Origin of the sequence: Scytonema hankhaensis NUACC26 (assembly GCF_045865695.1) — a bacterium.
GTDB lineage: Bacteria > Cyanobacteriota > Cyanobacteriia > Cyanobacteriales > Nostocaceae > Scytonema.
Window position 1 is genome coordinate 21,878 of sequence record NZ_BAACAP010000184.1, and the last position, 25,531, is coordinate 47,408.

The following is a 25,531-nucleotide window of genomic DNA, read 5'->3' on the forward strand; positions in this document are numbered from 1 at the left end:
GACTGCCGCTCCAATCCTTTAGGAATCATTGGGACGGTGGAAGACTTAAATATTGGATGAAAGAAATTGCACTTCTTTCATTCATATGACTACAATAGCACCGTACAGTACTAATAGGGCAAACAAACCTGTTGTTGTACTGTATGAAAATTTAGTTAATGAGTTGGTTAGATATTTGTTCATGGCGCGAAGAGGTGGCAACCCTGATTTTGGTACAAAATATCGCTTTGACAACGGTAGGTCTGAACCGCTATCAGAGCAAGTTAAGGCGCAGGTACATCCTGATATAAAGCGCCAACTCAAGGATTTAGCTGACCAAGAAAATTGCACGATACCGGATTTGATTAGAGAAGCGATCGAGCAGTATTTGGCTAGCAAGCAAACAACTCAAGCGAGTTGAAGGTATTTCGGGTAACACATCCCATGTCTCCCCCACCAATTGACCAACAAATCACTTTTTTATACACCAACGACCTTGCCACCTCGACTAAGTTCTATGAAGATAAGCTAGGTCTGAAGTTGTGGCTTGACCAAGGCAGTTGCCGGATTTATACTGTAACTGGTTCTGGATACTTGGGATTGTGCCAAAGGAACGAGAGTGCAACAAAAGAGGACGCTACACGAACGGGCGTTATCTTCACTATTGTCACCCAGCTTGTAGACCAGTGGTACGAGTACCTCAAGCAACGCGGTGTAGAATTTGAAAAGCCGCCCACATTTAACGAAAAGTATAAAATATACCACTGTTTTTTGCGTGACCCGGATGGTTATTTGATTGAGATTCAACGGTTTGAGACTGATGGAGCATCTGAAATGTGCGATCGCTCGTTTAAAATATAAACCTTGGTCTGTATTGTTCGCACAGCCCCTTGCTGTTGCCCTAGCACCTGTAGAAAAGCAAATTCGTGACATTTAGGACAGCATTGAAAAAGACCCCACATCATGGGGTCTTTTTTGCACAGTAAACTCCCTGTCAATTAGGGAGATGAATATTTACAAGCTTTTGTATGAGTTCCCGCTCTTCAGATGCAGCTTTGTGGACACGCTCAATCATATAGCAAGCAGTATTCTTGTTGACTCCGACAACTTTTGCCAGTTTACGGACACTGATGCCTTCTGGCGAATTTAGGATAAGGCGAATTGCCAAAAACCATTTTTCCAAGCTGACATGAGTTTTATGAAATAGCGTACCGACGGTAACACTGTACGAAGTATAACAAGTATTACAGTGGTATCTCCGTTCCTCCTTATATGCTGTTGCATTTGTTGATTCGCAGTAAGGACACTTAGGCTTTGCGCCCCAGCGAATTTGTTCAAGAAGGGTAAGATACTTATCGTTATTGTTTCTCATCTTAAAGCTCAAAACACTGAGCTTCAAGATTCGTTAAGATTTCTAGCTAATGGCAAGATGGTCTGACAAAAGTAAGATTGCGTATTTGAGCTTGCTAGACCACTACAGTCTATATTTTTTGTTTGTATTAATATATACTTTGACTCTCAGTGCTAATGCATTTAGATGCCGTTCATCTTCTTTTAGCATCAAAAGTCTATTTTGAAAAATTGAAGATTTATCTGATAGTTTCCCAAATATAACTTTCCAATTTATTTCTATTATTTATCTGTCTATTGTTAGGATTTTTAGTAAATTGACATTGACTAAATTTATTAGCTTTTGATTTGAAAATTTTGTTAGTAAATCCTGTCCTAGTTAGCGGTAGTGACTTATTTGATAGTCACTCATAATATGAAATATTAGGAAATCAAAATATAAACCAAGTGGCATTTTTTCCGATTCAATCAATTCTAAATTGATAGAGCGACTCAATTTTTTTTATATGACATTAAAAGATTATTTAACTCAATTTATAGAAACTTTGGAAAGGATTCGTTTTAGATTAATTAGTTTGCAGTCTTCAGAAGTAGAACAAACTGTACTCTACTTAGAATTAGCAATAGAAAGCCTCAAAACTTATCAAGCTAACAATAAACAATTTGAACCAAAGCCCCCACCTCCTCAAAAAACTATTTCTCATCAAATAAAAAGTTCAAAACAAAACCAATTATCCCAAGGATTGCAAATAAGCCAGCCAGTTAGTTTTAACGGTAAAGACGGTTCTACCTGGGTTAAAGAACATTATAGAAACGGAACTCTAGTTAGAGGTCATTGGAGGAAAAAACGATGGAAATTTTAAAAGAAATTGTACATTTATTTAAATTTATTGATTTTCTCCATTAGGATATCAACATGGAAATGTATGACACGAACTACATTTCTGTCATCAACATCTTTAGATGCAATCTCCTTAAAAAGATTCAGAGCCTCAATATAAAGTTGCCAAGGAAACTCACTTAAATCTTTGTAAAATTTATCTATTTCTTTAGCTTGCCAAGTTTTGAATGCCTCTAAAAGCCAATTTAGACAGTTATACAAGTTAACTTGATACCGATCTTTTGCTTGCTTTTTAGCTTGTGAACTTTTGTAAATTCTTAAATTTTCTACTTTTAAAGTTTTCTTTGCGAGTTTAGATGCTAACTCCCATCTAAAATTTTCATCCTCCAACCATATTTCTGCTCGATTAAGGAATTGAGTTGGTTTTATTACAGATTCTACTACTTCATCTACTGCATTACTCAACTCTACAGAAACTTCCGTAGATGTTACAGAATCTCGTTGATTAGCTAAATGTTGAATTACTTGCTGCTCTATTCCATGTGGTGAGACGGATGCTGACGACTCAGTAAAAAGTGTTCCGCCTTCGTTATCCTTCCAACGTAGGTAGAGTACTGGGCGATACCATTGATTACTATCAAAACCCATTGCCTCACGAGCATGGCTTACTGCGGTAGCCAAAAGATTTCGTTGACCTAAAGAGCGATAAAACTGCTCCGCAAAAGCAGTCGCAGCTGGTACTCTGATAAGATATTGCATCGCCACGACTGCAGGTACTTGCCGACTAATCAAATTTTGAGCAATACCATTAAAATCTGAATCACCAGCCAACGCCATCCCAGATTTGCAAGCGCTAAGTACTACCAAGAATACACCCCGTTGCTTTTCATTACCAAAACTAGTTTGCTGTATTAAATCGCCAAACTTGCTAGCACTGACGTAATCAGCTTTATTCTCATCATCCTCGAAAATTAAATATCCTTCAGGACTAGTTAGAGAAGAACCACACCATTTGCACTTTTCTATTTTGATGCCGGGATTAATTTTTCTGCATTTATCAAAAGTACAACGCTTTCCATATATACCATGTCCATCAAAATGGATTACATGAGGAGCTTTATTATCCCGATTCTCAGTTAAATAAATACGTAATTCATTGAACTTAGCCACTTTAAGTTTAGTGAGAGAAACTAATTTTTTTCGCGTGGCTTTGTCTATCCCTTTGCGTATTGCTTGTTGTTCACTGCTAGAAAACGGCTTGAGTTGATTCTCTAAATCAAAAGCTGCCGAGGAGATTAGTAGTACATTAACCTTATCAACAGGTGGTAGGTTAGGTGGTGTACTGCGATGAGCAATATACCGCGAAAAAGTAACACGATCCTGTGCTAAAAATTTTTGACCATTATGCACTAACTCCCAAGGATAATAAGGTAGCCTATAAGGCTGTTCAGAGTTGGCATGAAACTGAAACTGTATGTGCAGTTGGGTGTGTCTATCTTCAGATAAAGTGATTGCCCGTTCCAATATTTTCTCTACTTGACTTGCTGCGGGAAAAAGAGCTTGGAAAAGATGGTGTCCAATATTTGCCAGTAAGTTTGGATGAAAAGCACTCCTATCTTCTTTGAGAAGACTAAGCCTTATCATCCAGTCCAGTTCTTCTTGTTTAAAATGTGTCAAAGAAAAATCAACAGCATCTAGTGTTTTGATGACGGTATTAAGTAGATCGATATCGTTCTCAAAAAAAGGCAATGTTGACTCAGTTTCTCCCTCACCTGCGTTTGAGTAGGCAGATATTTTGAAATGACGTTTATTTATGGGTGAGAGACATAACCTTAATAACTCCACCTATATGCTTCCTTGAACTTCAGCTTATCAGTACTCATCACCTAAATTATCATCGCCACCTTTAGTCAAAGCTTCGACACTTTTATTCATTAACTCTGTCCAGCGCTGTGGATAACGCTTTTGGTAAATAGCAAGGCGTGCTTCTTTAGTTAAAAGTGGAGATAAGGTAACTTTTACTTTTTGGATATCATCTAGGCTTCCTCCTCCACCCATTTCAACAACATAAACTTTTAAACCAGCTTTTCCCTCTTTACGTACTGTCACTTGTAGCTCCAGTTCTACAGTATCCACACTTAAAAGAGGCACTTCTGTATCTTGTGTTGTTGAAAGCAACTCGCGCTTGACTTGCTCAATTAGCTCCGCTAGTCCAATGCGGCTTTCTTCTAGCATGACAGTGTCCTTTAAGAATTAGCTTGTTTATTAACAAATTTTACTTCAGATTGTATGAGCAATAGCACAAATAATACAATAAATTTTCTACAAACAATCTACCTCTTTTTTTTAGAACGGTATAACTGGCTAGAGAGGGACAGATTTTAGGTAAGCTAGCAACTCTAGACCCATGCTTTTCGCACCTAAGCGTCCCAACTTCACGGTAATAGCAACGACCGTTGTGCGAACTTCACACGTTGCTCTAATAGTTCAGGCTTGCGCCCAAGGGTTTGGGTATAAGTTAAACAATCCCTGTGAGTGCATAGTATGACTGCATTTTGGTTCTGGAGGTAATGGTGCGATCGCTTATAGTAATGATAGAATGAAATAGCCCTAGTAGGGAATCTGGGCCGCAAATAAAACTCACTTTGGCAACTTGGTATAACTTGTCTTGACAATATGAATAAGCAGCAGCGTCAACAACTACACGATGCTCTAATTGATGCTTTTCCCGACCGCTCATCATTAAAGCAAATGTTGTGGCTTGAGCTTGAGAAAAATTTAGACGAAATTACTCTTGGCAACAGCTTACGAACAATTGTTTTTGAGTTAATAAGAAAAGCCGAAGCTGATAATTTTCTGCCACAACTAATTTTCGCTGCACGTCAATCAAATCCTGGAAACTTCAGCTTGCAAATTATTGCCAAAGAATTGTTGCCCAATTATTATACACAAATAAAAAAATCAGTAGAAACAAAGATATTTGAAGAACACATATATGCAAATTTGGCAACTATTGAAATAAAGCTTTACGAGGCTGTTCCTCCCCAAAAGCTGCGGGTTGATCTAAGCATTTCATTTGGTACACCAGAAGTAAGAATTCCAAAGCTCTGTCCAAACCACTCAGGAGAAAGTATAGATATTAAGTTTGGGATCAAGAATGGAGAGTTATGTTTCAACTTAAGAAATGGACGTATGCCATTAAGTGAACGTAAGTCACTTGTAAGCCAGTATAACATTTGGAGGGGAACACCTATAGGAAAACCAGAAGCTCCTAAATGGGAATTTGGATTGCAAAATGAATCGAGAATATTACACGATTGTCTAATAAATGAAGTTTTAGGGATTTTAGAATTGTTGGACGCTAATATTTGTTGTGAATTAGAAGCTGTTTTTCAAATTAATCATGTGAATAGAAACAATATAAAAATCATCAGTCTAGATGATGGAACAAATAAAAAACAGAAAGACACTCAAATTGCACTCTTGTTAAAGGACAAACTTTATCCCACGCGTGAAATAAAAACGAAAAATTACTTTTGCTCTCCGGCTGAGGTTTAATGGGAATGGATTCAACATAAGAATACCCAATGTTGAATAGTTCCGCCACGCTCACAAACTCAGAATTAATTGACCTCTGGCTGCACGGTAAAAGCAAAAACACCGTTGACGGCTACCGTCGCTATGCTTCTAGGTTTTTTCTTCATGTGAACAATAAGCCCCTAGCAGATTGCACTTTGATGGACATCCATTTGTGGGCGATGACACTCAGTAAGAGCGACAATTCCAAGCGGGTGGCGGTGGGAGCGATTAAAAGCTTATTTTCTTTTGCTAAAGAGCTAGGAGTTATACCGTCTAATTTGGGAATACTAGTTAAGTCCCCTAAAGGAAAAAATCGGTTGGCTGAGCGAATTCTTACTGAGGAACAGGTACAATTACTGATAAATGTAACAACCAACAAGCGCGATCGCACCATTATCCGCTTGCTCTACTTTGCTGGGTTGCGGGTGAGCGAACTGTGCGAGCTAAAATGGCGCGACCTCAAGCCCCGTGGTGATACCGGACAAATCACTGTATTCGGTAAAGGTTACCGAAAAAGCTATGTTGCATTATAGTAATTGAGTCTGACATGGTTAAACACAGATTGGCTCAAGCAGCCCCATGATTCAAATTTCAGACTTTATACCGACAATAACTATATTAAGCAGACCGCCTTGGCTTAATGTCAAAGCGGTTTATTGTTTTAATGTCGCGCATCTGTATTAGCTCGATTACGAGAAAAGGTTACTGGGGGTTTTGGAGCAAGAATATGGGTTATTCCCTTGTCAAGATTTGGGAAAATAGTATGGTTAAGCTGTATTAAAGTTTAGGCGTTGTTGTATTGCCCACAAGCGATAACAATCGTGAAAAAAATCTTGATATTATCAGCAAATCCTTTGGACACAAACAAGTTACGCTTGGATGAAGAGGTAAGGGAAATCCAAGCAGCGCTGCGACAAGCTAGAAATCGGGAGCAGTTTGAAATTGTGACCGAGTGGGCGGTACGAACTGATGACTTGCGTCGTGCTTTATTATACCACGAACCGACTCTTGTTCACTTTTGCGGGCATGGTTTGGGAAGCACTGGTTTAGCTTTGGAGAATAACTTTGGGCAAGTGCAACTGGTGCGTGGTGAATCTCTGGCAAGGTTATTTAAGTTATTTAGGAGCAAGGTAGAGTGTGTTTTGCTCAACGCCTGTTATAGTCAAGAACAAGCCGATGCAATTTACCAGTATATTGACTGTGTCATAGGTATGAACCGGGCGATTGGGGATGTGGCTGCCATCAAGTTTGCTGTAGCATTCTATGACACGTTAGGTGCTGGTTATTCTTATGAAGATTGTTTTGAAGTTGGCTGTGCATCAATTGATTTAGAGGGGATTCCAGAATCAGAGACTCCCGTGCTAAAACTGAGGGAGCGATCGCCCGAAAGACGCCTCCCTTTGGAAGCATCGCCCAAAGGCGGGTTTATAGCGCTCGCGCTCAGAATAGAAGCCCCTCCTACCGCAGACTCAGGAGTTCCGCAAGCAGTGCAAGAACCAGAAAATGCTATCAAATCGCAACCGCAAGCGTTAGCCTCGCCAAACGTGACTCAAGGAGCGCAGGAGGGGGACAATTTACCGTCTCAACCCTCAAGTCACCAAAGTTTTACGAACAATATTGAAAAAGTAGTGAACTTAAATCAGGGAACAGGGGATATTAACATTCAAAGTCAAATTTTAAACTTTTGACTGGAGTCGTCCGAACGGGAACGGACAAAGTTAAATCCCCCAAAATATATTCCTTATAAAGGCGCTGACAAATTTGTTGGACGAAAGCGGGAACTGAGTCAGCTGCATCGAGAAATGCAGAAATCAAAGACTGTAGCGATCGCTGCTGTTGCAGGTATGGGAGGAGTTGGCAAAACCGAATTGGCGACGCAGTATGCACGAACACATGAAGCCGATTATTCTGGTGGTATTTGCTGGTTAAATGCGAGAGAATCTAATTTAGCAGCAAAAATCGTGCTATTTTACCAGCAATATATAGGTAAGGAAGTCCCAAAAGAGTTGGGTGGACAACTGCTGAATCCTCAAGAACAAGCACAGTGGTGCTGGCAGCATTGGCAACCATCTGAGGGATTAGTCTTGGTAGTATTGGATGATGTCACCGATGTCAGCAGTTGCTTTCAGGTATTGCCCAAGGATAATCGTTTTCGGGTATTAATGACAACTCGCTTGCGAAATCTCAACCCCAATTTTGTTAAAGAAATCCCCTTGGATGTGCTGTCAAAAACAGAGGCTGTGGCATTACTCACAGCGAGTCTTGGTAAGAAGCGGTTACAAAAAGAACAGCAAACAGCTAAAGAGTTGTGTGCTTGGTTGGGATATCTGCCTTTGGGTTTGGAATTGGTGGGACAGTATTTGGCAGAAGATCCAGATTTGTCTTTGGCAGAGATGTTAGTTCGGCTAAAGACACAGCGATTGGAAGATGAAGCACTGGAACGCCAACAGCCAACTTTGAGTGCAGCACAGCTAGGAGTTAAAGCTGCATTTGAATTAAGTTGGCGAGAACTCACGATGATGACACAGCGTGTCAGCCAATTATTGAGTTTGTTTGCGCCAGACGTGATTCCTTGGAAATTGGTAGAGTCTGCAAGTGAGTTACTGAATTGGGATTCGTCAAATGTGAACGAGGCGAAAAAGCAACTCTACAAGCGCTATCTCATTCAACAACTGGAAGGGAAAAACGGTTGCTATAAAATTCATCCTTTGATTCGGGAGTTCCTGCAAGGGAAATTGACACAGAACTCTTGTTCACCGACTACATCGATTGCTGCTGATGGAGAAGAGTTGGAGGTAGAATTAAAACAAGCTTTTGCTACAGCGATGGGGGCTATTGCGCGGGAAATCCCTGATTCTCCCACCCGTGAATTCATTGTATCGGTACAAGATGCGATTCCCCACCTTAAAGAAGTTGCCCAAAATTTTATTGATGCAGTCAGGGATGACGATTTACTTGGGGTTTTTACTGGGATAGGTTGGTTTTATTCTGGACAGGGTTTGTATGCGCTAGCAGAACCTTGGTTAAAGCAGTGTTTATCAGTAGTGCGAGACCGTTTGGGAAAAGAACATCCCCTTATCGCACTTAGCCTCAACAACTTGGCATTACTTTACTACTCTCAAGGAAGGTACGACCTAGCAGAACCCCTTTATCAGCAAGCATTGCAACTTACGCAACGCCTGTTGGGTCAGGAGCATCCTGATGTCGCCACTAGTCTCAACAACTTGGCATTACTGTACCATTCCCAAGGAAGGTACAACCTAGCTGAACCCCTTTATCAGCAAGCATTGGAACTGCGACAACACCTGTTAGGTCAGGAGCATCTTGATGTCGCCACTAGCCTCAACAACTTGGCTGGGATCTACCATTCCCAAGGAAGGTACGACCTAGCTGAACCCCTTTACCAGCAAGCATTGGAACTGTGGCAACGCCTGTTGGGTCAGGAGCATCCTAATGTCGCCACTAGCCTCAACAACTTGGCAGAACTCTACTACTCTCAAGGAAAGTATGACCTAGCTGAACCCCTTTACCAGCAAGCATTGCAACTTACGCAACGCCTGTTAGGTCAGGAGCATCCTAATGTCGCCACTAGTCTCAACAACCTGGCAGTGCTATACAAATCCCTTGGAAGGTACGACCAAGCTGAACAAATGTATCAGCAAGCATTGGAACTGAGACAACGCCTGTTAGGTCAGGAGCATCCTGATGTCGCTGCTAGTCTTAACAACTTGGCAGGACTCTACCATTCCCAAGGAAGGTACGACCTAGCAGAACCTCTGTACCTAAAAGCTTTGCAACTGTGGCAACACCTGTTGGGACAGGAGCATCCTAATGTCGCCACTAGTCTCAACAACCTGGCAGCGCTATACATATCCCTTGGAAGGTACAACCAAGCTGAACAAATGTATCAGCAAGCTTTACAACTGTGGCAACACCTGTTGGGACAGGAGCATCCTGATATCGCACAAAGCCTCAATAACCTGGCAGGACTCTACTACTTCCAAGGAAAGTACGACCAAGCAGAATCTCTGTATCTAAAAGCTTTGCAACTGAGGCAGCGCCTGCTGGGACAGGAGCATCCTGATATCGCACAAAGCCTCAATAACCTGGCATTGCTCTACAAATCTCTTAGAAGCTACGACCTAGCAGAACCTCTGTATCAGCAAGCTTTGCGACTGAGGCAGCGCCTGCTGGGACAGGAGCATCCTGATATCGCACAAAGCCTCAATAACCTGGCATTACTCTACCACTCTCAAGGAAGGTACAGCGAAGCAGAACCTCTGTACCTAAAAGCTTTGCAACTGTGGCAACGCCTGTTGGGACAGGAGCATCCTGATACCGCCACCAGTTTCAACAACCTGGCTGGACTCTATAAATCCCAAGGAAGGTACAGCGAAGCTGAACCTCTGTACCTAAAAGCTCTGGAAATTTTGGAACAACAATTAGGTGTCCACCATCCTAACACAGTTACCTGCCGTGAAAATCTCGATCGCCTTCACTCCCTTTGAGCAATGCCTTCCCTTAAGCCGCTCTTTTGGCAAAATTCCTGCTCGTCCTGGTATCTATGCCATCAGACACAAAACCGATGGGTTGCAATACAATCGGTAAAACTAAGAATCTGCGGAGTCGCTTCATTGGTGGGCACAAAGCTTTTTTGTGGGCGTGGCTCGACAAATATAGTGATGAAGAAGTTCGTATTGCTGTGCAACCAATTTCTTACTGGGAAAACCCTGCGCTATTATTGGAACTGGAAGCTATCATCCTGAGAAGCTCCGAACCTCCTTATAACGTTCAAATCCCAAGCGAACAGTAAAGCTATGCAAGCAAAACTTTTGGAACAACTTTCCTCTGCTGATGCCGAAGTTATCTTGGAACGCTTACCTGAACGAATTCGAGCTGCCCTAATTGCTCGTGCTACTGAAATTGAGTATCCAGTTGAAGCAGTTATTGAGATGGCGTTCACGTAGTGTCTCTGAAAGAGAATCGCTAGCTTCCTCGATACGGAGGCATGATAGTTTTGCAGATTGTAAACCAGGACGCGGACAATAAAACTGTAACGCATTGCCAGCGTTTGAACGAAGCGCGAAATTTCTCATCTTTTAGCTTGTCCAATCCTCTCAAGCCTGTCATTGGCGTCTTTGGCAAGCTGAACACAGCGAATGCTAGCAGCCATTCCTGCAGCAGCAGTAACCGCACCCTCATTTGCCTTTTCTGTCAGCAACAGTCCTGCACCTGTTAGACTGATGAAGCTAGACATAGCGGTGGCGACTAGGGCAAGATTGAAACTGAGGCGTGCTTGGCGCAGACGTTCTTGGGCGATATTCATTTCTACTGCTGAGTTGGTGTTAGGTTGTTTGGGATTTTTCTGTAAATCTACGGTATGCTGGGAGCGATCGGCAAAACGAGGTTCTTGATTGTTCATTAAGTATCTCCTTGTTTATCAATTTTTTAGTAGAGCTTTGAGTTCTAGCTGTCCTCATCACCTCTACACTCAATATCTCAACTGCGTTTGAGAGATTTTGCTGAAACTTAGACTGACATAACCTAACATTGCCTTACATATCTTTTATCCTTAGCTAAACTAGCTTTTAGGACATTACAGTTAAGCAGATGCAACCATTCCCGCAGGACTTTCTGACTCAGTTGGCTAGTGAGTATGAGCTTTCTCCAGAACAAAGGAATTAGAACTAGATAGCGAAGCCGTTTTGAAGTCGATTGAAGCCCAGCACGGGTTGCTAGTAGCACGGGCGACAGGTATTTATTCCTTTTCTCACCTAACATTTCATGAGTATTTCGCTGCTAGAGAAATCGTTGCCAATTCTGCTTGGGAAAGATTGGCAGAGCATATTACTGAGAAGCGGTGGCGAGAGGTCTTTCTGTTAACCACAGGGATGATGCGAAAGGCTGATGAATTGATGCAGTTGATGAAGCAGAAGGTTGATAGTCTGGTCCCTATAGATAATAAATTGCAACAGTTTTTAGAATGGGTAAATCAAAAAGCCAATTCTCTCAATACTCCCAACAAATTGGCAGCAGTGAGAGCTTCCTATTTTGAAATTTATGGGAAAGGTAGTTTTCTTGTATCTGTTAATAAAGATAAAGTTGTTGTTGTTTCTATTTTGTTTGCCTCGATAGAAAAAGTCAAAAATTATCAAGAACTTTTTTTACCAGTAGAAATGTTGATAGATAATTTAATATTTTACTTAATTGATAGTCCTCTTGATGTTGGGTCTAGCTACAAAGTTCTCTCTATTGTTTTGCAAAATATTAAGTCAAATAATAAGCTTCAACAACTAATTCAAGAATTTCAAAATAAATTACCTGGTTTAGATGAAAACGATGAAGTACTTCAAGATTGGGTAATATATGACAAATGGGTTTGGACTGAACAACTCAGAGCCGTAATGATTGAGCATCGCAACATTGGTCACGATTGGCAATTTACTGACACTCAAAAAGAACTATTACAGCAGTACTACGATGCTAATAAACTACTAGTTGATTGCCTCAACAGCGATTGTTACGTCAGCCGCGAAGTAAGACAGGAAATTGAGGATACATTGTTATTGCCAGCACGAAGATGAATTGAAAAGCAAGAGCTAAGAACGTTTTGACGCTTCTGCAGCCAACTTGCTTTACTGGGCTAGATGTACTTTAAAGGGTTTGCGCGGAACTCCTTTAAACTCGTCCTTACCTAAAGGATCTGTAGAAACTCGAATGCTATGCTCGTCTTCTTTCACAAAATTAACAGGTGCTGGACTATGTAATGCTCCAGACTCGAGTTCAGCCAATTCCTTTCGTAAAGCCTCTATCTTAGCAGGGGAAACGTGCGCTGCCTCCGCATCCTCAATCATTTTTTTTAGCTGTGCGATCGTAACACGCATTTTTGCCCTCCATAAATTAAGTCGTAACGCACTCCAATTATCTATTTCACCAAATTTGGCGGCATTCCTCAGAGTCCATACTTTAAGCATGGGTGGGGTAGTGACCTTGCCTACAATTACAATCAAAGTGCTACAAGTGCGTTGTCCACTTATACCATTTCACTTTAATCGCGATACATATAAACTCTGTAAAGACGCGATGTTTGAAGCGTCTCTACATTATCCATTTGTATCATCTTTTCGTAAAGGGTATTCGGGTGCGGTAAAGTGCATTTTTGACCCAAAGAGCGCACCTTAAGTCGTCTCACTTTTACCTTGCCCAATCCTATCAAGTCTGTCATTAGCATCTTTGGCTAACTGTACGCAGCGCACGCAGGCAACCATTCCACTTGCCGCCGTCACCGCGCCTTCATTCGCTCTTAGAGTCAGTAACAGCGCAGCACCGACTAAGCTGATGAAAGTAGAGACAGCGGTGGCAACGAGTGCTAAGTTAAAACTAAGGCGTGCTTGGCGCAGACGTTCTTGGGCAACGCTTGCTTCTACTGAGTTGGAGCCAGGAAGTTGTGGTGAGTGTTGCATGGTAGTTTTGGGACATGAAGTTTGTTACTACTAGCATCGCGCCCAATTCCTCAACTCCTGACTGCACAATGGTTTTCCTACAACCGTCTTTTGATTGCCCTATGCTTGACCTTTGATTGCGTAGATAATGTAATCTATAAACCGTTAGAAGCAAAGCATGAGCAAGAAGAGACAAACTGTCAAAGCAACTCCTACTGGATTAGAACGGGCTGAGAAAGCTTTGAAGAGATTGCATGGAACACAATTAAATCTTGCAGGTGCAATGACCGGTTTAGTCGGTCGCAGTACTGTCCAGAAATTCTTTAAAGGCGAGGAAATTCAAGTTGATAAGTTCCAAGAGATTTGCAAAGCACTGACACTAGAATCTCAATGGGAAGCGATCTCCGGGTTAGTGGATTTACCTGACTCAGTTGATTTACCAAACAAGCAGCCATCTGAGCCAGTTGAGGAGGTACGGGACAGCGGTGTTGACATTAATGTCCTAGTACAGGAGGTGCGTGAAAAGATAAAACCTCATATTAAACAGCGTTGCGGTACAATGCGGGTGCTGGACATGACCCAACCAATTAAGCTGACTGGAAAACGCGGCATCTATACCAACGTCAACATTCTTGATAGAATTACCGGACGCACAAGGTTAGCGCTGGCGGAACTTTTGGAAAAATGTACTACAGCCGAAGAATTTGACCGTTTTGGACTCAACCGGATTGCAGAGAAGCGAGTACCGGGGCTACAAGCAGTAGAACAATATAGCAATCTTATGGTACTGGGTAAACCGGGAGCGGGAAAGACCACATTTATGAAATATCTGGCAATGCAATGGATTGAGGGTCAGTTTCAAACAGATCGAGTTCCTGGGTTTATCACCCTTAAGGATTTGGTTCTTTCGTACATATCGTGCTAAATTTTTAGGAAAATTTATAGTTCTGCTTTATTTGCAAGGCTTACAGACACTTCTAGTTTCAATTTTAGAAAAGAATACTGTTATGAAGGTAATAATAGCTGTAATACAATCCAGATAAGGCTTTTCAGCTAATTTCCCCATAAATATAGCACGTTAAGTACGCAAGAGCCCTAGTTGATTGCCTCAATAGCGATTGTTATGTCAGCCGCGAAGTGAGACAGGAGATTGAGGATACGTTACTATTACCAGTAAAAAGATGACCACTTACATCAAATGCTGTTTTATGCTTTTTTGTGTCTATTTTTAAAAACGACACCTTTTTTCCCCTGTTATATTATGGTAAATTATAGATTACCAATTTGTGGATAATACATACTTATAGTTAGCTCTTGCTGAGCAACTCATCAATCCTTATCTTGCTTTTTTCCGACTTTTTCAGCAAGCCCTACTTCTTTACGGTTCGTCTACGGAAGGTGCTGATACTGCAATCATTCTTCAGTCATCTCCTCTTCATCTTCCTCCTTAATCTCTTCCCAGTCACCCCGTGCCAAGCCATGCTTGCGTTGCACCAGAATAAATTCGGATTGGATGCGGTCGCGCTTCCTTCGGTTGTATTTTTGAGCAATGTCACTTGTGCCTTGCTCAATACGCTTTTTCGCCATTTCAAACCATATTTGGGTGGTGCGCTTCCACTCCGAGCGTGCCATGGTATCCAGCTTCCTACAAGTGTCGAAGCTGATTCGGGTGTCAATGATGCCCAATTCTTTTAGGTGCAGCCAGTCTCGTCCTTTGTTGCACAGCTAGCAAATGGGTAAGCGATAAGCCTTTATGCTTAACGACTGCTAACACCCCCCTTCTGGTGGGTGGTAATCTGAGTACCTAATACAGCAACATTGCAAGTTAATATTGCCGATCGCAACCAAATTTCGGGTTTCTTGAGAGCGATCGCCCTACCTATTCCTCAAATATTCCCCCGTCCCCCTTCCCGCTTAAAAATCTAGGTTCAGACAAAGAATGTAACAATAAACACTTGTATATAAGTCTCTTTACAGTTGAGGCTTGGAACTGATTATCCATTAAGAGGAAATTGGGACTTTTTTAGTTGAAATCTTTATTTGACAAACGGAGTTCTTACTGTACCGTCCACTGTACAGTCCACTGGACAGTATTGAAGACAACAGTAGACAGAGTGCGAGTTGTATGGTGGACAAGTTACAATACAAGGCCAAAAATTTGACTGGACAACCCGAAGAAAAAAATATTTTTTAAAAATTTTCTATAGAAGATTTTCAAAAAAAATATGGAATTAACAAGCGCTCGGTTTATTCTCGCATGAGACACGACGCATTACAATTCGTGTATGAGTATAGTTTGGTGTATCTTGACGAAACACAAGTACAGTACATGGATGAACTGCACCAACACTCCGTGCATTCTGGAAGAGTGGATGGTTACCCCATGGACGAACCATCCGAACCGAGTGAGAATGAGTCTGCTATTACAGTTGCAGAACCGCAAGGTGTCCAAAATAAAGTACTAAAAAATACATTAAAGTACGGAAATCAAGAAGTGCGATACGGCTTCAATATTTACATGGTGGTATGGCTATAAGGGGTAGTTTGAACGCTTGAAGCGCACCCGTGTTACTGGGTGTTAGCTCTAACTGTATACATTCATAAACAATGTATACAGAATGCATTCCACTTTAATAATATGTGACAAAAATCACTTACTTAATTAGTTAAAAGTGTATTACACATAGAGCCGAAAATTTTTAGCAGACAGATAATATAAAAAATAAGTATCAATTTACCCTAGCAAAATCAGCGAACGTACAGTTATTAGCTAACAGCTTCTCACCCTTTGAGCGATCGCCAAGTACTTTCATCTAAAAACTTCCTGGAGGAGCGGATTTGCTTAGTAAACTGCCTATTACAAAGAAGGATCAGCGCAAATCTTTAATACAAAAAGCTAGAATTGCAATAGAAGCAATTCCATTGAGGAGAGTCTATTGAAGCACCGAGCGATCGCAATATGGATGAAATGACTCAGAAAACTGAGGAATTGAACTCTGATGGAACCTTCCGAAACTTAGAATTAGAACAAAGATACCAACAGTATGTTCAAAGGAAGCAAAGGAAAGGTCAGCAACCACGCGTGCGAGCTGACTGGAACGCTGCTTCAGACTATTGGACACAAGACAGTCCTATAGCAAGAGGCAACAAATTCAATGAGACTGCAAACCAGAACTACGACTATTATGAAGTGCATTTGGATAATGGAAAAAGGCTTGATGCTTATGAACCGGGAGAAGCTATTATATCTAGAAAAGCAACTGATTTTGATAAGATCCAGTCAGATACATTCCGGGAATATTTGAAAGAGATGAAAGATAAATATATGCCTGGTACTACTAAAATAAGGTCTAATAAATATCCAAGACTAGACGGTCAACCTTTGGATGGTAAGCTGGTTCTCGAAGTTCCCGATAGTAATCTAAACTCTGCTACTAAAGATGCTTTTGAACAGATTGCTAAGAGTGAAGGTATTGAAATTAGGTATACATCGGAGGAATAAATTTATAAGACCTGAAATTCTAGATGACAAGATTTATATAAATATATGTTCTAAAATTATGCTTCAAGAAAAATTATCAAACCAGCTGATTCGTGTGTTAAATGCAATTAATTTTTCTCAGAGATACTATAATTTCTACGAGCAAAAGAAAGAGGCGATTTCTAGTCATAAGAAAAAATCGATGGCTAGCTATGAAGATTTAGCAGCAGCATTATCATCTATTTCACAAGATTTTAAATACTATAAAAAGGAAAATTTGATAACATATAAAGAAACTTTTGACAAATGGGAATTTGTTTTAAACATTGCGTTCACATTTTCCTATGTGGAACTGATTCTCTCAATAAAGAACGAGCATGAATATGCAGGTGGACCTTTTCCAAAGCTAGCAAGAGAAGCAGCACAATTATCAGATCCCGAATTTAAATACTCGCCAGCATCGCCAAAAATACCTTTTTCCAATCCAACAGAATTTTTGTCAGCTGTAAATTTTGGTATATCCGTTTTTCAAGAAGTCAAGCAGGCAATCTTACCAGATGAGATAAAGCAATCCTATTTAAGTTTTACAAAATAATGCTTCTAGTAATATTTGTGGGAGAATTTGAATTATGAATGCATACTTGGTTAGATTTAAGACACAAAATTCGGAAAATAATCTTGAGTTCCCAGAGGCGATTCAGAGTGTAATCAAAAAAGCTCAACATCAAACTGACCATGTTCTAAATTTGGATGAGTCTTGGTGTGGAATTCATTTCGTTATGACGGATGAGTATCCAATTACAAAGACTGAAGCTCAGCAGCGTGGTATCTCATGGGATGATGACTCATTAGAAAACATCATTATGGGGGGAAGCCCAACACCATATAAAACCTCATTTGGTGCTGCTCGTTATCTTAACCCTCAACAAGTAGAGCGAATGGCAGAAAAACTGGAACACTTAACCGTGGATAAATTCAAGGAATGGTACAATCCTGAAGTACTGATGTCAGAAAATATGCCTCCTCTTAATTGGGATAAAGGCAATACAATGCGTGACTGGCTAGTTGGTTACTTCAAAAAACTGGTGGAGTTCTATAAGGCGGCGGCATCTGCAGGAGAGAGTATCTTGATATATATTGCCTAGAACTAAACGTGCTCTTTTACGGTTCACCAGGTACAGAAAAAATAATTTGCGGTAAGTACTGGAGTTTCTGACCTCAGTTTGGCGGATGCTTCGGAACTTTTTACCCGTGGCCAGATAGGGATTCAGGTACTCCGTCTCCTGAAAGGGCGCAACTTGAAACAACGCGAAATCAGCGATCTTCTCGGTATTCCACAGCCAGAGGTATCCCATTTGATGAAAGGAGAGTTTCAACGATTCAGTGAGGGTAAATGTCACTATACCCAAAAGATTTTAGGGTCTGGAAACATAACCGAGTTTTTCAATGTCTGAAACCCTTATTATTGCGTTACTGCATTGTCAGTAAGTCCTAACATTGGAAGCATAATTTGTCCGCAGACGCAGAATGGAATCATAAAGCTTCCGCAAGTACTAATTTTTTCGGTTGTTCAGTGAAGCTAGTGTGTTTTTTAAAACTTGTAAAGACTTCCGCGCAAAGCAAGATATATCAAAGCTGACAGCAACTACTCCCTTCCCGCTAGAAGATTACCAAAAATGTATTATGTAAATACAAACAAACTACAAAAGAAACTCTTGTTTCTATAATTAATGAAAACGAGATGAATGTGTAGAAGTTGATAGATTTTTTTAGAAAAAACTACCATGATAGTCTGGAGTGACAGAATTCTATTTGACAAATGATTGTCAACTCGCACAATTAACCAACAATGAGCGCCAAAAATGTTTGTCTAAAAAGACAACGGCGCTCCGCGCCGTTCTGCGATCGTCAACAACTTTATAGATGATTTCAATAATGGATGAGCGCAAATATGTCTTGAGTAGCAAAAAGAAAGAAAATCTCAACTAAGTGGGTTCAACTTTTGAGGAAATATGGTGAATGATATTTTGGATTTGTTGTGGTGTTTGAATCTGAAAATTCTGAAAGTATGTTTCTAATTTCTCTCGTACCTGTTGAATATTTACGCCTAGCGGCAGATGATGTAAAAGCTGTAGTCTCACTAGATGAATAATATATTCTGCTAAATTGAAATCTGGAGAATAGGCAGGAGTATGAATAAACTCTACAGTAATCTTGTCCTGAATGTTTAAATTTACCAGATGCAACTGTAGTTGAGTTTTCATTTTTTGTTTATGGGTAGAATTATTATCCAAAATCACAGTGAGTTTTTGCACACCCTGTTTAGCACAGTCACTAGCAAGTAAAGCAAAGTAATTAGATACATCTTCCGTTTTTGATTTTTCTGTTAATTTTAAATATTCTTCACCTGTTACAGTATCTACTGAAATCATTCCATTTAATTTATTTCTACGTCCTTTTTCGTTACTTGGTACCTGAGGACGTGTATTTTTTTCCGCCCATCCATAAAACATACTTGGACGGTCGTAGACAGCGAATTCATCAAAACATACGATTTTTTCTTTTTCTTCCTTTAATTGCAGTTTTTTTTTAAAGGTTGATACAAAAGTCTTTTGTTGCTCTTGGTCAGCATTAGCATAATCTCGATGAGCTTTTTGATCCGATAACTTTAATTCTGATAAAATTTCATATATTCGAGTTGTTTTCAGTTTCACCTCCCATCGTAATTCAATCACAGAGCTAATTATTTCGCCTGTCCAAATATTTCTATCAATCCCATAGTCTATTGGTCTTTCAGTCAGCAGCATTCTTTTAATTTCTTGTTTTTGTTCTGGGCTTAAACTCGAAGCCAGTTGATGCGTTATTGGTTTCACTAACTCAAGTAAACCGCCTTCAAGAAACTTATCAATCCAGATTGACAAAGTTTTGTAACTACACTTTAATAATTCAGAGACTTCTGCTCTTGTTTTCCCTTCGCACAAGTATTTAATTGCTGTTAGCCTTTTTCGTAAATATTCTTGTTGATGTTTATAATACAATTTTTGCCATAAATCTAAATCTAATTCGTAAGTTTCCAATCGAAAAGTTCGATTTAACCTATATTTACTCATAATGCCACAGAGTCGCTTCCGTGTATATGATATTATAATTTGGTGGGAATCATGTATAGTAGTTCGGAAACTACAGAAGTCCTAAACCTGAATTGATGGCGTCTTTTTTGCTCGGCTTGGGATGCGATAAGGACGGATGCCGTCAAGCGAAGCCGATCGCGCTTCGCGCTTTACAGTGTATTGAACAAAGATTCAACCAAATTTCTACATATTTGTTGTGAAGAAATTGAGTGAAAAAAGTCTCATCATCTACAAAGTTGTTAGCGCTCGCAGAGCGGCGCGGAGCGCCGTTGTCTTTTTCGATAAACATTTTTTGAGCTATTTCCTCAAAAGTTGAACCCACTTAGTTGAGATTTTCTTTCTTTTTGCTACTCAAGACATATTTGCGCTCATCCATTATTGAAATCATCTATAAAGTTGTTGACGCTCGCAGAACGGCGCGGAGCGCCGTTATCTTTTTAGACAAACATTTTTGGCGCTCATTGTTGGTTAATTGTGCGAGTTAACAATCATTTGTCAAATAGAATTCTGTCACTCCAGACTATCATGGTGGTTTTTTCTAAAAAAATCTATCAACTCCTACACATTCATCTCGTTTTCATTAATTATAGAAACAAGAGTTTCTTTTGTAGTTTGTTTGTATTTATATAATACATTTTTGGTAATCTTCTAGCGGGAAGGGAGTAGTACCATTGTGATAATGTGCTTGCAACCATTCCTCCAAAATTGTGTTGATATACTTAACCACGTCTGAGGTTACGGAAATATGCATGGTTTCCTGACTCCAAGAGGTTAAGGTTAGTAATAACGATTCGCGTATTTTAGATAATTTACGGGAGACGGTGTATTGTTGGACTGCTAATTCTTGAGCAATCTGCTTTTGAGTTAAACTTTGTTGATAATACAATTGTAGTATTTGTTGAGCGGGAGAATCTAACTTGGCGATCGCAGCTTTTAGAGCATTGTTAATTTGATTTTTTTGTTCAAGACGTACAGCTTGTTCTTCTTGTTGAATCAATTGAGTGAGCAAGGGTTCTCGATATGTATCTACTAATTCATCCTGTAATTCCCCTTCTTCGTATCCTGGTTTGGGAGCGTTGAGGGATTTAACAGAAGGAAACAAATATTTACGCAGTTGGTTTCCACATTCTATTAACCAGCGTTCTATAGTTTCTTTACTACATTCCTTTGTCGGGGAAGAAAGCTGGTGACGCATTTGGTTATAAGCGGTGGCGATCGCTTCCCAAGTTGTCGCTGGTGCTACAATTTGTCTCAATTGGGGTGATTTTCGCGGTAGATAAATGCTTTCAAAACAAGTCCAAGCAAGCAGATAACTTTCGATAGTTGCAGCATCAAGTCCAGCATCGTGTAGAGATTCCGCAAGCAGTTTACGACTAACTTTGAGCAATAAAGCCCAATTAGTACACAAATTAGTTTCCCGAGTTTGCCGCAGGTAATCTCGAATAATATTACCAAAAGTGATACTCGCATAACCTTTGACGCTACCAGTAACATCGGGATTGCAAGATTTGAGAATTTTGGGAACAGATGCGATCGCCACTTGAAAAAAGTCTGGCATTTTATCGTTAGACTCTTGCAACCGTCGCATCATTTTTTGTACAGTCCAGTAACAAGATTCTTGTAGATAAGCAGACATATGTCCTAAAGCAACTGCCGATTTTTCCGATTTTTGTGCTTGTTTGTGCCAATAAATAGCCCAGAAATCCTCAGATACTTGTACTTCAGTCAGGTTATTTAAACAAGCTCTCATGCTCCGAAATAGTTTAGCATCAGTTATCCAACTATTAAATTTATCGGACTCAAGTTTTAAAAAAGTAGAAAAAATTTCGGTAATATTTTGACGTGGACGCATAAAAAATTCAATTAGGAAATATTAACAATCATACTACCAAGGATTTCCAATCAATGTAAATCCAGACCAATAATAAGGATGGGATAACTCCTGGCTATCAAGATTCGCGACAATTTGCGAAGCTAAAGAACCACTCCTACGAATTACTGAATTATTTTTCAAACTTACCTGCTGTTTAAGCATAGCAATTTGAGCTTGTCGTAATGCTTCTGACTTAACTGGATTAGCTTTAAGTTTTTCATAAAATTGAATCATCAAAGCTAAAGTACCACTATCATCAACCGACCAAAGACTTGCCAAAGCCGCTTTTGCTCCCGACTGTACAGCTAACCCAGCAAACCCCAATTCAGCTTGAGGATCGCCTAATACAGTACGACAAGCACTCAAAACCAATAACTGTACAGTCGGATTATCTAGTCCCAGAGTTTTAAGTTCATCTAAGCGAACTTGGGTATCCCAAAACTGAATGTAAGATTGCTTGATAGAACCAGGAGACAATTCAGCGTGGGTAGCTAAATGTACTATTCCAAAAGGATAAATAGCACGTTCTTTCTTGAGATTTTTTAGAGTAAACTCTTGGTTTAATAAAGATTTTCCCGTCCATTTATTGCTGATAATATTAGATAATTCTAAGGGAACAGCCGGTAAAGGTTTCAGATTTTTGAATTCCGATGCTCCCATTGCTAAAACTTGGTTGTCCGTAATATTTATAGGTTGAAAATCTAGGAGATTGAAAGCAGGAATAATTCCTAAACTATATTTCTCAACTAAAAATTTTTCACCATCGTAAATCGCTGCTAAAGGAGCAGTTCGTAACCCACTACCCAAACAAAATATAAGATTATTGATACCTTGCGATCGTAATTCAGATTCTAAGGGAGCAATCAGCAAATCATATACTTTTTTACCGGAACTCAGATACTCACTGCGCTGAGAATCAGGATTAACAATATCAGTACGGAATTTAGTGACTAAGCTAACTAATACCTCTTTTTTCGCTGCTGGAATACGCTTGTGAATCGGTAATCTATCCGGCGGTACCAATATCAACTCTAGGTGGTTAGGAGTTGGTACTGCGTATATTATAGCACTTTTTTTACCAACTCTCTGGCTAATTTTATTTAGAGTTTGACTTATTTGTTTTACTTCAAAAACCTGATTTGAAGGTAGTCTTCCCTGCACATATTCTTCATATTGCTGCTTCCACCCCTGTTCAACGTGTATAACAGCAGAGTTAATATCTTGACTGTCAAGGAATTTTTTGATGACTTCTGGCTGAAGACGAGATAAGGGAAGCGTATTAGATTTTACTAGTCGAGTAACTGCTTTGACTTCTTCTTTTTGGGTAAACCTGAGTAGGTTAAGCCCAATTATGAATAAACTGAGTGTTGAAAAAGCCAATAAAATTAGTTTAATTTTGTTCATGTTTGTTCATTATGATTTAAAAATAAACAGAGAACGATTATTGAGCGACTTATATCAAGGTAATAGGAGGAATTAGATTAAATGGCACGTCGATCGCTGGAAATTTCTCCCAACCCAAAGCATCAAAGTGCCACCATTCTGTTGTTAGTCCGATAAACCCATGTTTTGCCATTGCATTCTCAAGCAAGGTACGATTGTTCCTTGCTTGAGCGCTGCCGCCACTATAATTTCTATGTGCTGCTACAGTAAAATCATCGAAGGCACTGGGCATCTGAAGTTCCTTACCGGTGGCGTCAACAAGGCGTAGATCTACAGCCGCACCGCGATTATGCCGAGAACCTTTAGTAGGATTGGCTACATATCTTTCATCAGGTAGTACTTTCCACATCTGTTTCTGTATAGATAGAGGTCTGTAGCAGTCATAAACCTTTAAATTCAGTTTTTGTTCTTGTAAAGAAGCTTGGACTTGAGACAGTCTTTTGGCTACTGCTGCACGCAACACGCAACGCGCAGAAGGATAAAGCTTTTTTTTCAAAAAGTTATTGGATGTAGCATAGCGGATATCTAGCAATATGTTTTTGTTAATTACTTGAATATCAACTAGCTGGTCATCTTTTAGATTTTGGGAAGTTTTTTGAGGAGTTAAACTCCTTTGCATCGGTGGTGAAGCAGGAGGGACTGAAGGTTTTGTAGTTTGTAAAGATTTGATTGGATGACATGCCACTGAAAAATATAAGGTGTATGTCATCAAAACTAGGAATTTTAGCCAACGATCGCTCATTTTTGATTTAGCTAAACTGTTTTGTAATTCAAGGAAAGCTAGTGCTTTGTTAATTGCAAAGTTGTTGAATACGAGTGCTCGCTATCCAACCCTTGATTGGAGAATTAATCTCTAACCAGCCGTCTCTTTGGCTGACTACATCTATCTGCATCCCGTTGTGTAATTCTGTTACCTTATAATATTGAGTTCCGGGTCCGGAACGGACATTTAAAGTAGGGTCTTGTGGATCTGCAACTACAGTCTTACAAGAGCGATCGCTTGATTTAACTTCAAGTCCACCCGCTTGGCTTAACTGTACAATTCTGGTTGTACTTTGTTCGTTTTCTAAGTTAATCGTAAAGTTTTGAGTTGGATAACCTGCTTTACTTAAATTGACAACAACATCGCCTTTACTGGGAAGTTTAACTTTAGCATAACCATTATTATCAGTTGCCTTAACTTCAGGCGCACCTTGAGAAATGACCAGAATTTTTACCCCTGGTAAAGTTGCTCCTTGTTCTGTTTGTGTAATCAGTTCAAATTCTTGCGTTTGCTCCCCATCTTTTTCCAGATGCAAAGAACGTCTAATTTCTGGTACTATTACACTAACTATCAGTGCAGTCATAGCAATTGAAGTCCCTAGGATAAAGCCCCACTTAGTATAGTTAAACTCTCTATTATTATCTTTGTTTGTCTGTTTTTGAACAACGTTGGTATCCATGTTTCAAAACTCCACGTGTGGCTGTCGTTGCTGTTTTGTGTGTCTCTACTTCTTTGAATCAACGTTGAGTCAACTTTTCCGTAAATATTGAAATTATTTGTATAAATTAATGACCATTCATGACTGATACTAACGGTATTCTGACTTTTTATGACGGTTAGATTCTGGGTGACACCTAAGGTGCGAATTAACCCATCAATATTAGAAACCCCGCCACCTGTCACCCGACTAATGATGTTTTGAATATCTGCTGCATTGTTGAAAGAAGCAGTGCTACCAGTCGGGACAGAAAAATCTTTAAAACTGTGGAACAGATTAGCGCCTGCAGTTGTCCCTCCTGTAATATTGAAGGTGCTGCCATCTGGTGTGACGATGGAATTATTTGGCAGTGTTGTATCCGGAGTAATTTGGGCAAAAGCGCAATTAGCCCAAACAGCGCCCAGACTACCCATCAATATCCCTAACAACCAGCCCCAACGAGTACTTGCCAAACCGGACATCGCACCCCTCCTAATTTGCAGCATCTTGCTACTATTAGATAGCCTACACTTTATTTAATCCATGCTTCTTTAGCAAAGCAGCTTACTTACGAACTGGCAGTGCAACAAAGTTTCCCTGACTAAGATGTTGCACAAACATACATCAGTCCATTCTATAAAAGCTACACTTGAGTTTGATAGTACCCTCTAGTGTACTTTTTGCTACGCAGCAAAACTTTTACCTCACATACTGAATAGCGATCGCATAGCTATAGCCATTGGTTGACACACCGCTTCTAAAAAGTTATACCATTTTCAATACACGCTGCCAAAATACCCTCACTCTAGAAGAGTGGGGCTATACAAACAAAGCCCGCAAGGCAAGGGCGATCGGGGTTTTAGCCCACGTAGGTGGGCTTCCTTTGTGTAGCCACAGACTTCCAGTCTGTGGGGGTGGTTGCATTGGCCTAGTTCCATATGTATTATACTTG

General features: G+C 40.0%; 27 protein-coding genes and 3 pseudogenes. 17 read left to right on the forward strand and 13 right to left on the reverse strand.

What is annotated here, in order from left to right; genetic code table 11:
- The first annotated feature begins 85 nt into the window (after positions 1 to 85).
- A complete protein-coding gene (locus tag ACKTT2_RS17990) occupies positions 86 to 400 on the forward strand; it encodes a hypothetical protein (protein WP_407889338.1) in 315 nt (104 codons plus the stop codon).
- A gap of 23 nt (positions 401 to 423) precedes the next feature.
- On the forward strand, positions 424 to 840 hold the full coding sequence (locus tag ACKTT2_RS17995) for a VOC family protein (RefSeq protein WP_407889340.1): 417 nt from the start codon (positions 424 to 426) through the stop codon (positions 838 to 840).
- Positions 841 to 973: 133 nt separating this feature from the next.
- Here ACKTT2_RS17995 and ACKTT2_RS18000 read toward each other — a convergent pair whose 3' ends face one another.
- On the reverse strand, positions 974 to 1,351 hold the full coding sequence (locus ACKTT2_RS18000) for a transposase (protein ID WP_407889342.1): 378 nt from the start codon (positions 1,349 to 1,351) through the stop codon (positions 974 to 976).
- Between the two features lie 484 nt (positions 1,352 to 1,835).
- On the opposite strand from ACKTT2_RS18000, the gene ACKTT2_RS18005 reads away from it, so the two are divergent.
- On the forward strand, positions 1,836 to 2,192 hold the full coding sequence (locus ACKTT2_RS18005; RefSeq protein ID WP_407889344.1) for a hypothetical protein: 357 nt from the start codon (positions 1,836 to 1,838) through the stop codon (positions 2,190 to 2,192).
- Positions 2,193 to 2,206: 14 nt separating this feature from the next.
- Here the strand turns inward: ACKTT2_RS18005 and ACKTT2_RS18010 are convergent, their stop codons facing one another.
- Positions 2,207 to 4,015, reverse strand: coding sequence for a CHAT domain-containing protein (locus ACKTT2_RS18010; RefSeq protein WP_407889346.1), 1,809 nt, complete (start codon positions 4,013 to 4,015; stop codon positions 2,207 to 2,209).
- A 27-nt stretch (positions 4,016 to 4,042) separates the two neighbouring features.
- A complete protein-coding gene (locus ACKTT2_RS18015; protein WP_407889348.1) occupies positions 4,043 to 4,405 on the reverse strand; it encodes a trypco2 family protein in 363 nt (120 codons plus the stop codon).
- Positions 4,406 to 4,846: 441 nt separating this feature from the next.
- Here ACKTT2_RS18015 and ACKTT2_RS18020 point away from each other — a divergent pair, with 441 nt between their 5' ends.
- The 6 genes and pseudogenes from ACKTT2_RS18020 (at position 4,847) to ACKTT2_RS18045 (ending at position 10,798) form a co-directional block, all read left to right on the forward strand.
- Positions 4,847 to 5,728: an effector-associated domain EAD1-containing protein gene (locus tag ACKTT2_RS18020; protein WP_407889351.1), complete on the forward strand. Its 882-nt coding sequence runs from the start codon at positions 4,847 to 4,849 to the stop codon at positions 5,726 to 5,728.
- A 29-nt stretch (positions 5,729 to 5,757) separates the two neighbouring features.
- Positions 5,758 to 6,282, forward strand: coding sequence for a tyrosine-type recombinase/integrase (locus tag ACKTT2_RS18025; protein ID WP_407889353.1), 525 nt, complete (start codon positions 5,758 to 5,760; stop codon positions 6,280 to 6,282).
- A 288-nt stretch (positions 6,283 to 6,570) separates the two neighbouring features.
- Entirely contained in the window at positions 6,571 to 7,437 is an 867-nt protein-coding gene (locus tag ACKTT2_RS18030) for a CHAT domain-containing protein (RefSeq protein ID WP_407889356.1), read from the forward strand.
- 48 nt (positions 7,438 to 7,485) lie between these two features.
- The gene (locus ACKTT2_RS18035; protein ID WP_407889411.1) at positions 7,486 to 10,257 is read left to right on the forward strand and encodes a tetratricopeptide repeat protein; all 2,772 of its coding nucleotides are present in this window, start codon (positions 7,486 to 7,488) and stop codon (positions 10,255 to 10,257) included.
- 56 nt (positions 10,258 to 10,313) lie between these two features.
- The gene (locus ACKTT2_RS18040) at positions 10,314 to 10,562 is read left to right on the forward strand and encodes a hypothetical protein (RefSeq protein WP_407889359.1); all 249 of its coding nucleotides are present in this window, start codon (positions 10,314 to 10,316) and stop codon (positions 10,560 to 10,562) included.
- Positions 10,563 to 10,566: 4 nt separating this feature from the next.
- Positions 10,567 to 10,798, forward strand: a pseudogene (locus ACKTT2_RS18045) (hypothetical protein).
- Positions 10,799 to 10,841: 43 nt separating this feature from the next.
- Here the strand turns inward: ACKTT2_RS18045 and ACKTT2_RS18050 are convergent.
- Positions 10,842 to 11,171: a TRADD-N-associated membrane domain-containing protein gene (locus ACKTT2_RS18050; protein ID WP_407889361.1), complete on the reverse strand. Its 330-nt coding sequence runs from the start codon at positions 11,169 to 11,171 to the stop codon at positions 10,842 to 10,844.
- A 283-nt stretch (positions 11,172 to 11,454) separates the two neighbouring features.
- Here ACKTT2_RS18050 and ACKTT2_RS18055 point away from each other — a divergent pair, with 283 nt between their 5' ends.
- Complete coding sequence (locus ACKTT2_RS18055; protein ID WP_407889363.1) at positions 11,455 to 12,333, forward strand: NACHT domain-containing protein; 879 nt, start codon at positions 11,455 to 11,457, stop codon at positions 12,331 to 12,333.
- A 51-nt stretch (positions 12,334 to 12,384) separates the two neighbouring features.
- On the opposite strand, the gene ACKTT2_RS18060 is transcribed toward ACKTT2_RS18055, so the two are convergent.
- Positions 12,385 to 12,723 carry a hypothetical protein gene (locus ACKTT2_RS18060; RefSeq protein ID WP_407889365.1) on the reverse strand — a complete coding sequence of 113 codons (339 nt, stop codon included), beginning with the start codon at positions 12,721 to 12,723 and terminating at the stop codon, positions 12,385 to 12,387.
- 204 nt (positions 12,724 to 12,927) lie between these two features.
- On the reverse strand, positions 12,928 to 13,212 hold the full coding sequence (locus ACKTT2_RS18065) for a TRADD-N-associated membrane domain-containing protein (RefSeq protein ID WP_407889367.1): 285 nt from the start codon (positions 13,210 to 13,212) through the stop codon (positions 12,928 to 12,930).
- A 157-nt stretch (positions 13,213 to 13,369) separates the two neighbouring features.
- On the opposite strand from ACKTT2_RS18065, the gene ACKTT2_RS18070 reads away from it, so the two are divergent.
- Together ACKTT2_RS18070 and ACKTT2_RS18075 are read left to right on the forward strand one after the other, a co-directional pair.
- The gene (locus tag ACKTT2_RS18070; protein ID WP_407889369.1) at positions 13,370 to 14,116 is read left to right on the forward strand and encodes a hypothetical protein; all 747 of its coding nucleotides are present in this window, start codon (positions 13,370 to 13,372) and stop codon (positions 14,114 to 14,116) included.
- A 179-nt stretch (positions 14,117 to 14,295) separates the two neighbouring features.
- Positions 14,296 to 14,376 (forward strand): annotated as a pseudogene (locus ACKTT2_RS18075) (NACHT C-terminal helical domain 2-containing protein); the annotation flags it as partial.
- A gap of 228 nt (positions 14,377 to 14,604) precedes the next feature.
- Here ACKTT2_RS18075 and ACKTT2_RS18080 read toward each other — a convergent pair.
- The gene (locus tag ACKTT2_RS18080) at positions 14,605 to 14,823 is read right to left on the reverse strand and encodes a hypothetical protein (protein WP_407889371.1); all 219 of its coding nucleotides are present in this window, start codon (positions 14,821 to 14,823) and stop codon (positions 14,605 to 14,607) included.
- 625 nt (positions 14,824 to 15,448) lie between these two features.
- Between ACKTT2_RS18080 and ACKTT2_RS18085 the strand changes: the two genes are divergently transcribed.
- From ACKTT2_RS18085 to ACKTT2_RS18105, 5 genes and pseudogenes are all read left to right on the forward strand, one after another.
- Complete coding sequence (locus tag ACKTT2_RS18085; protein WP_407889373.1) at positions 15,449 to 15,727, forward strand: hypothetical protein; 279 nt, start codon at positions 15,449 to 15,451, stop codon at positions 15,725 to 15,727.
- 432 nt (positions 15,728 to 16,159) lie between these two features.
- Positions 16,160 to 16,693, forward strand: coding sequence for a hypothetical protein (locus tag ACKTT2_RS18090; RefSeq protein WP_407889375.1), 534 nt, complete (start codon positions 16,160 to 16,162; stop codon positions 16,691 to 16,693).
- A gap of 58 nt (positions 16,694 to 16,751) precedes the next feature.
- A complete protein-coding gene (locus tag ACKTT2_RS18095) occupies positions 16,752 to 17,267 on the forward strand; it encodes a hypothetical protein (protein ID WP_407889377.1) in 516 nt (171 codons plus the stop codon).
- A gap of 34 nt (positions 17,268 to 17,301) precedes the next feature.
- The gene (locus ACKTT2_RS18100; protein ID WP_407889379.1) at positions 17,302 to 17,817 is read left to right on the forward strand and encodes a DUF1877 family protein; all 516 of its coding nucleotides are present in this window, start codon (positions 17,302 to 17,304) and stop codon (positions 17,815 to 17,817) included.
- A gap of 66 nt (positions 17,818 to 17,883) precedes the next feature.
- Positions 17,884 to 18,126: pseudogene (locus ACKTT2_RS18105) on the forward strand (helix-turn-helix domain-containing protein); the annotation flags it as partial.
- A 531-nt stretch (positions 18,127 to 18,657) separates the two neighbouring features.
- Here the strand turns inward: ACKTT2_RS18105 and ACKTT2_RS18110 are convergent.
- The 6 genes from ACKTT2_RS18110 to ACKTT2_RS18135 form a co-directional block, all read right to left on the reverse strand.
- Positions 18,658 to 19,782, reverse strand: coding sequence for an IS630 family transposase (locus ACKTT2_RS18110; RefSeq protein ID WP_407889381.1), 1,125 nt, complete (start codon positions 19,780 to 19,782; stop codon positions 18,658 to 18,660).
- 643 nt (positions 19,783 to 20,425) lie between these two features.
- Positions 20,426 to 21,655, reverse strand: coding sequence for a sigma-70 family RNA polymerase sigma factor (locus ACKTT2_RS18115; RefSeq protein ID WP_407889383.1), 1,230 nt, complete (start codon positions 21,653 to 21,655; stop codon positions 20,426 to 20,428).
- Between the two features lie 33 nt (positions 21,656 to 21,688).
- Positions 21,689 to 23,080 carry a CHAT domain-containing protein gene (locus tag ACKTT2_RS18120; protein ID WP_407889385.1) on the reverse strand — a complete coding sequence of 464 codons (1,392 nt, stop codon included), beginning with the start codon at positions 23,078 to 23,080 and terminating at the stop codon, positions 21,689 to 21,691.
- 49 nt (positions 23,081 to 23,129) lie between these two features.
- Positions 23,130 to 23,861 carry a M15 family metallopeptidase gene (locus ACKTT2_RS18125; protein ID WP_407889387.1) on the reverse strand — a complete coding sequence of 244 codons (732 nt, stop codon included), beginning with the start codon at positions 23,859 to 23,861 and terminating at the stop codon, positions 23,130 to 23,132.
- A 49-nt stretch (positions 23,862 to 23,910) separates the two neighbouring features.
- Entirely contained in the window at positions 23,911 to 24,465 is a 555-nt protein-coding gene (locus ACKTT2_RS18130; protein ID WP_407889389.1) for an SH3 domain-containing protein, read from the reverse strand.
- A gap of 14 nt (positions 24,466 to 24,479) precedes the next feature.
- Positions 24,480 to 25,085, reverse strand: coding sequence for a two-partner secretion domain-containing protein (locus tag ACKTT2_RS18135; RefSeq protein ID WP_407889391.1), 606 nt, complete (start codon positions 25,083 to 25,085; stop codon positions 24,480 to 24,482).
- Between the last annotated feature and the right edge of the window lie 446 nt (positions 25,086 to 25,531).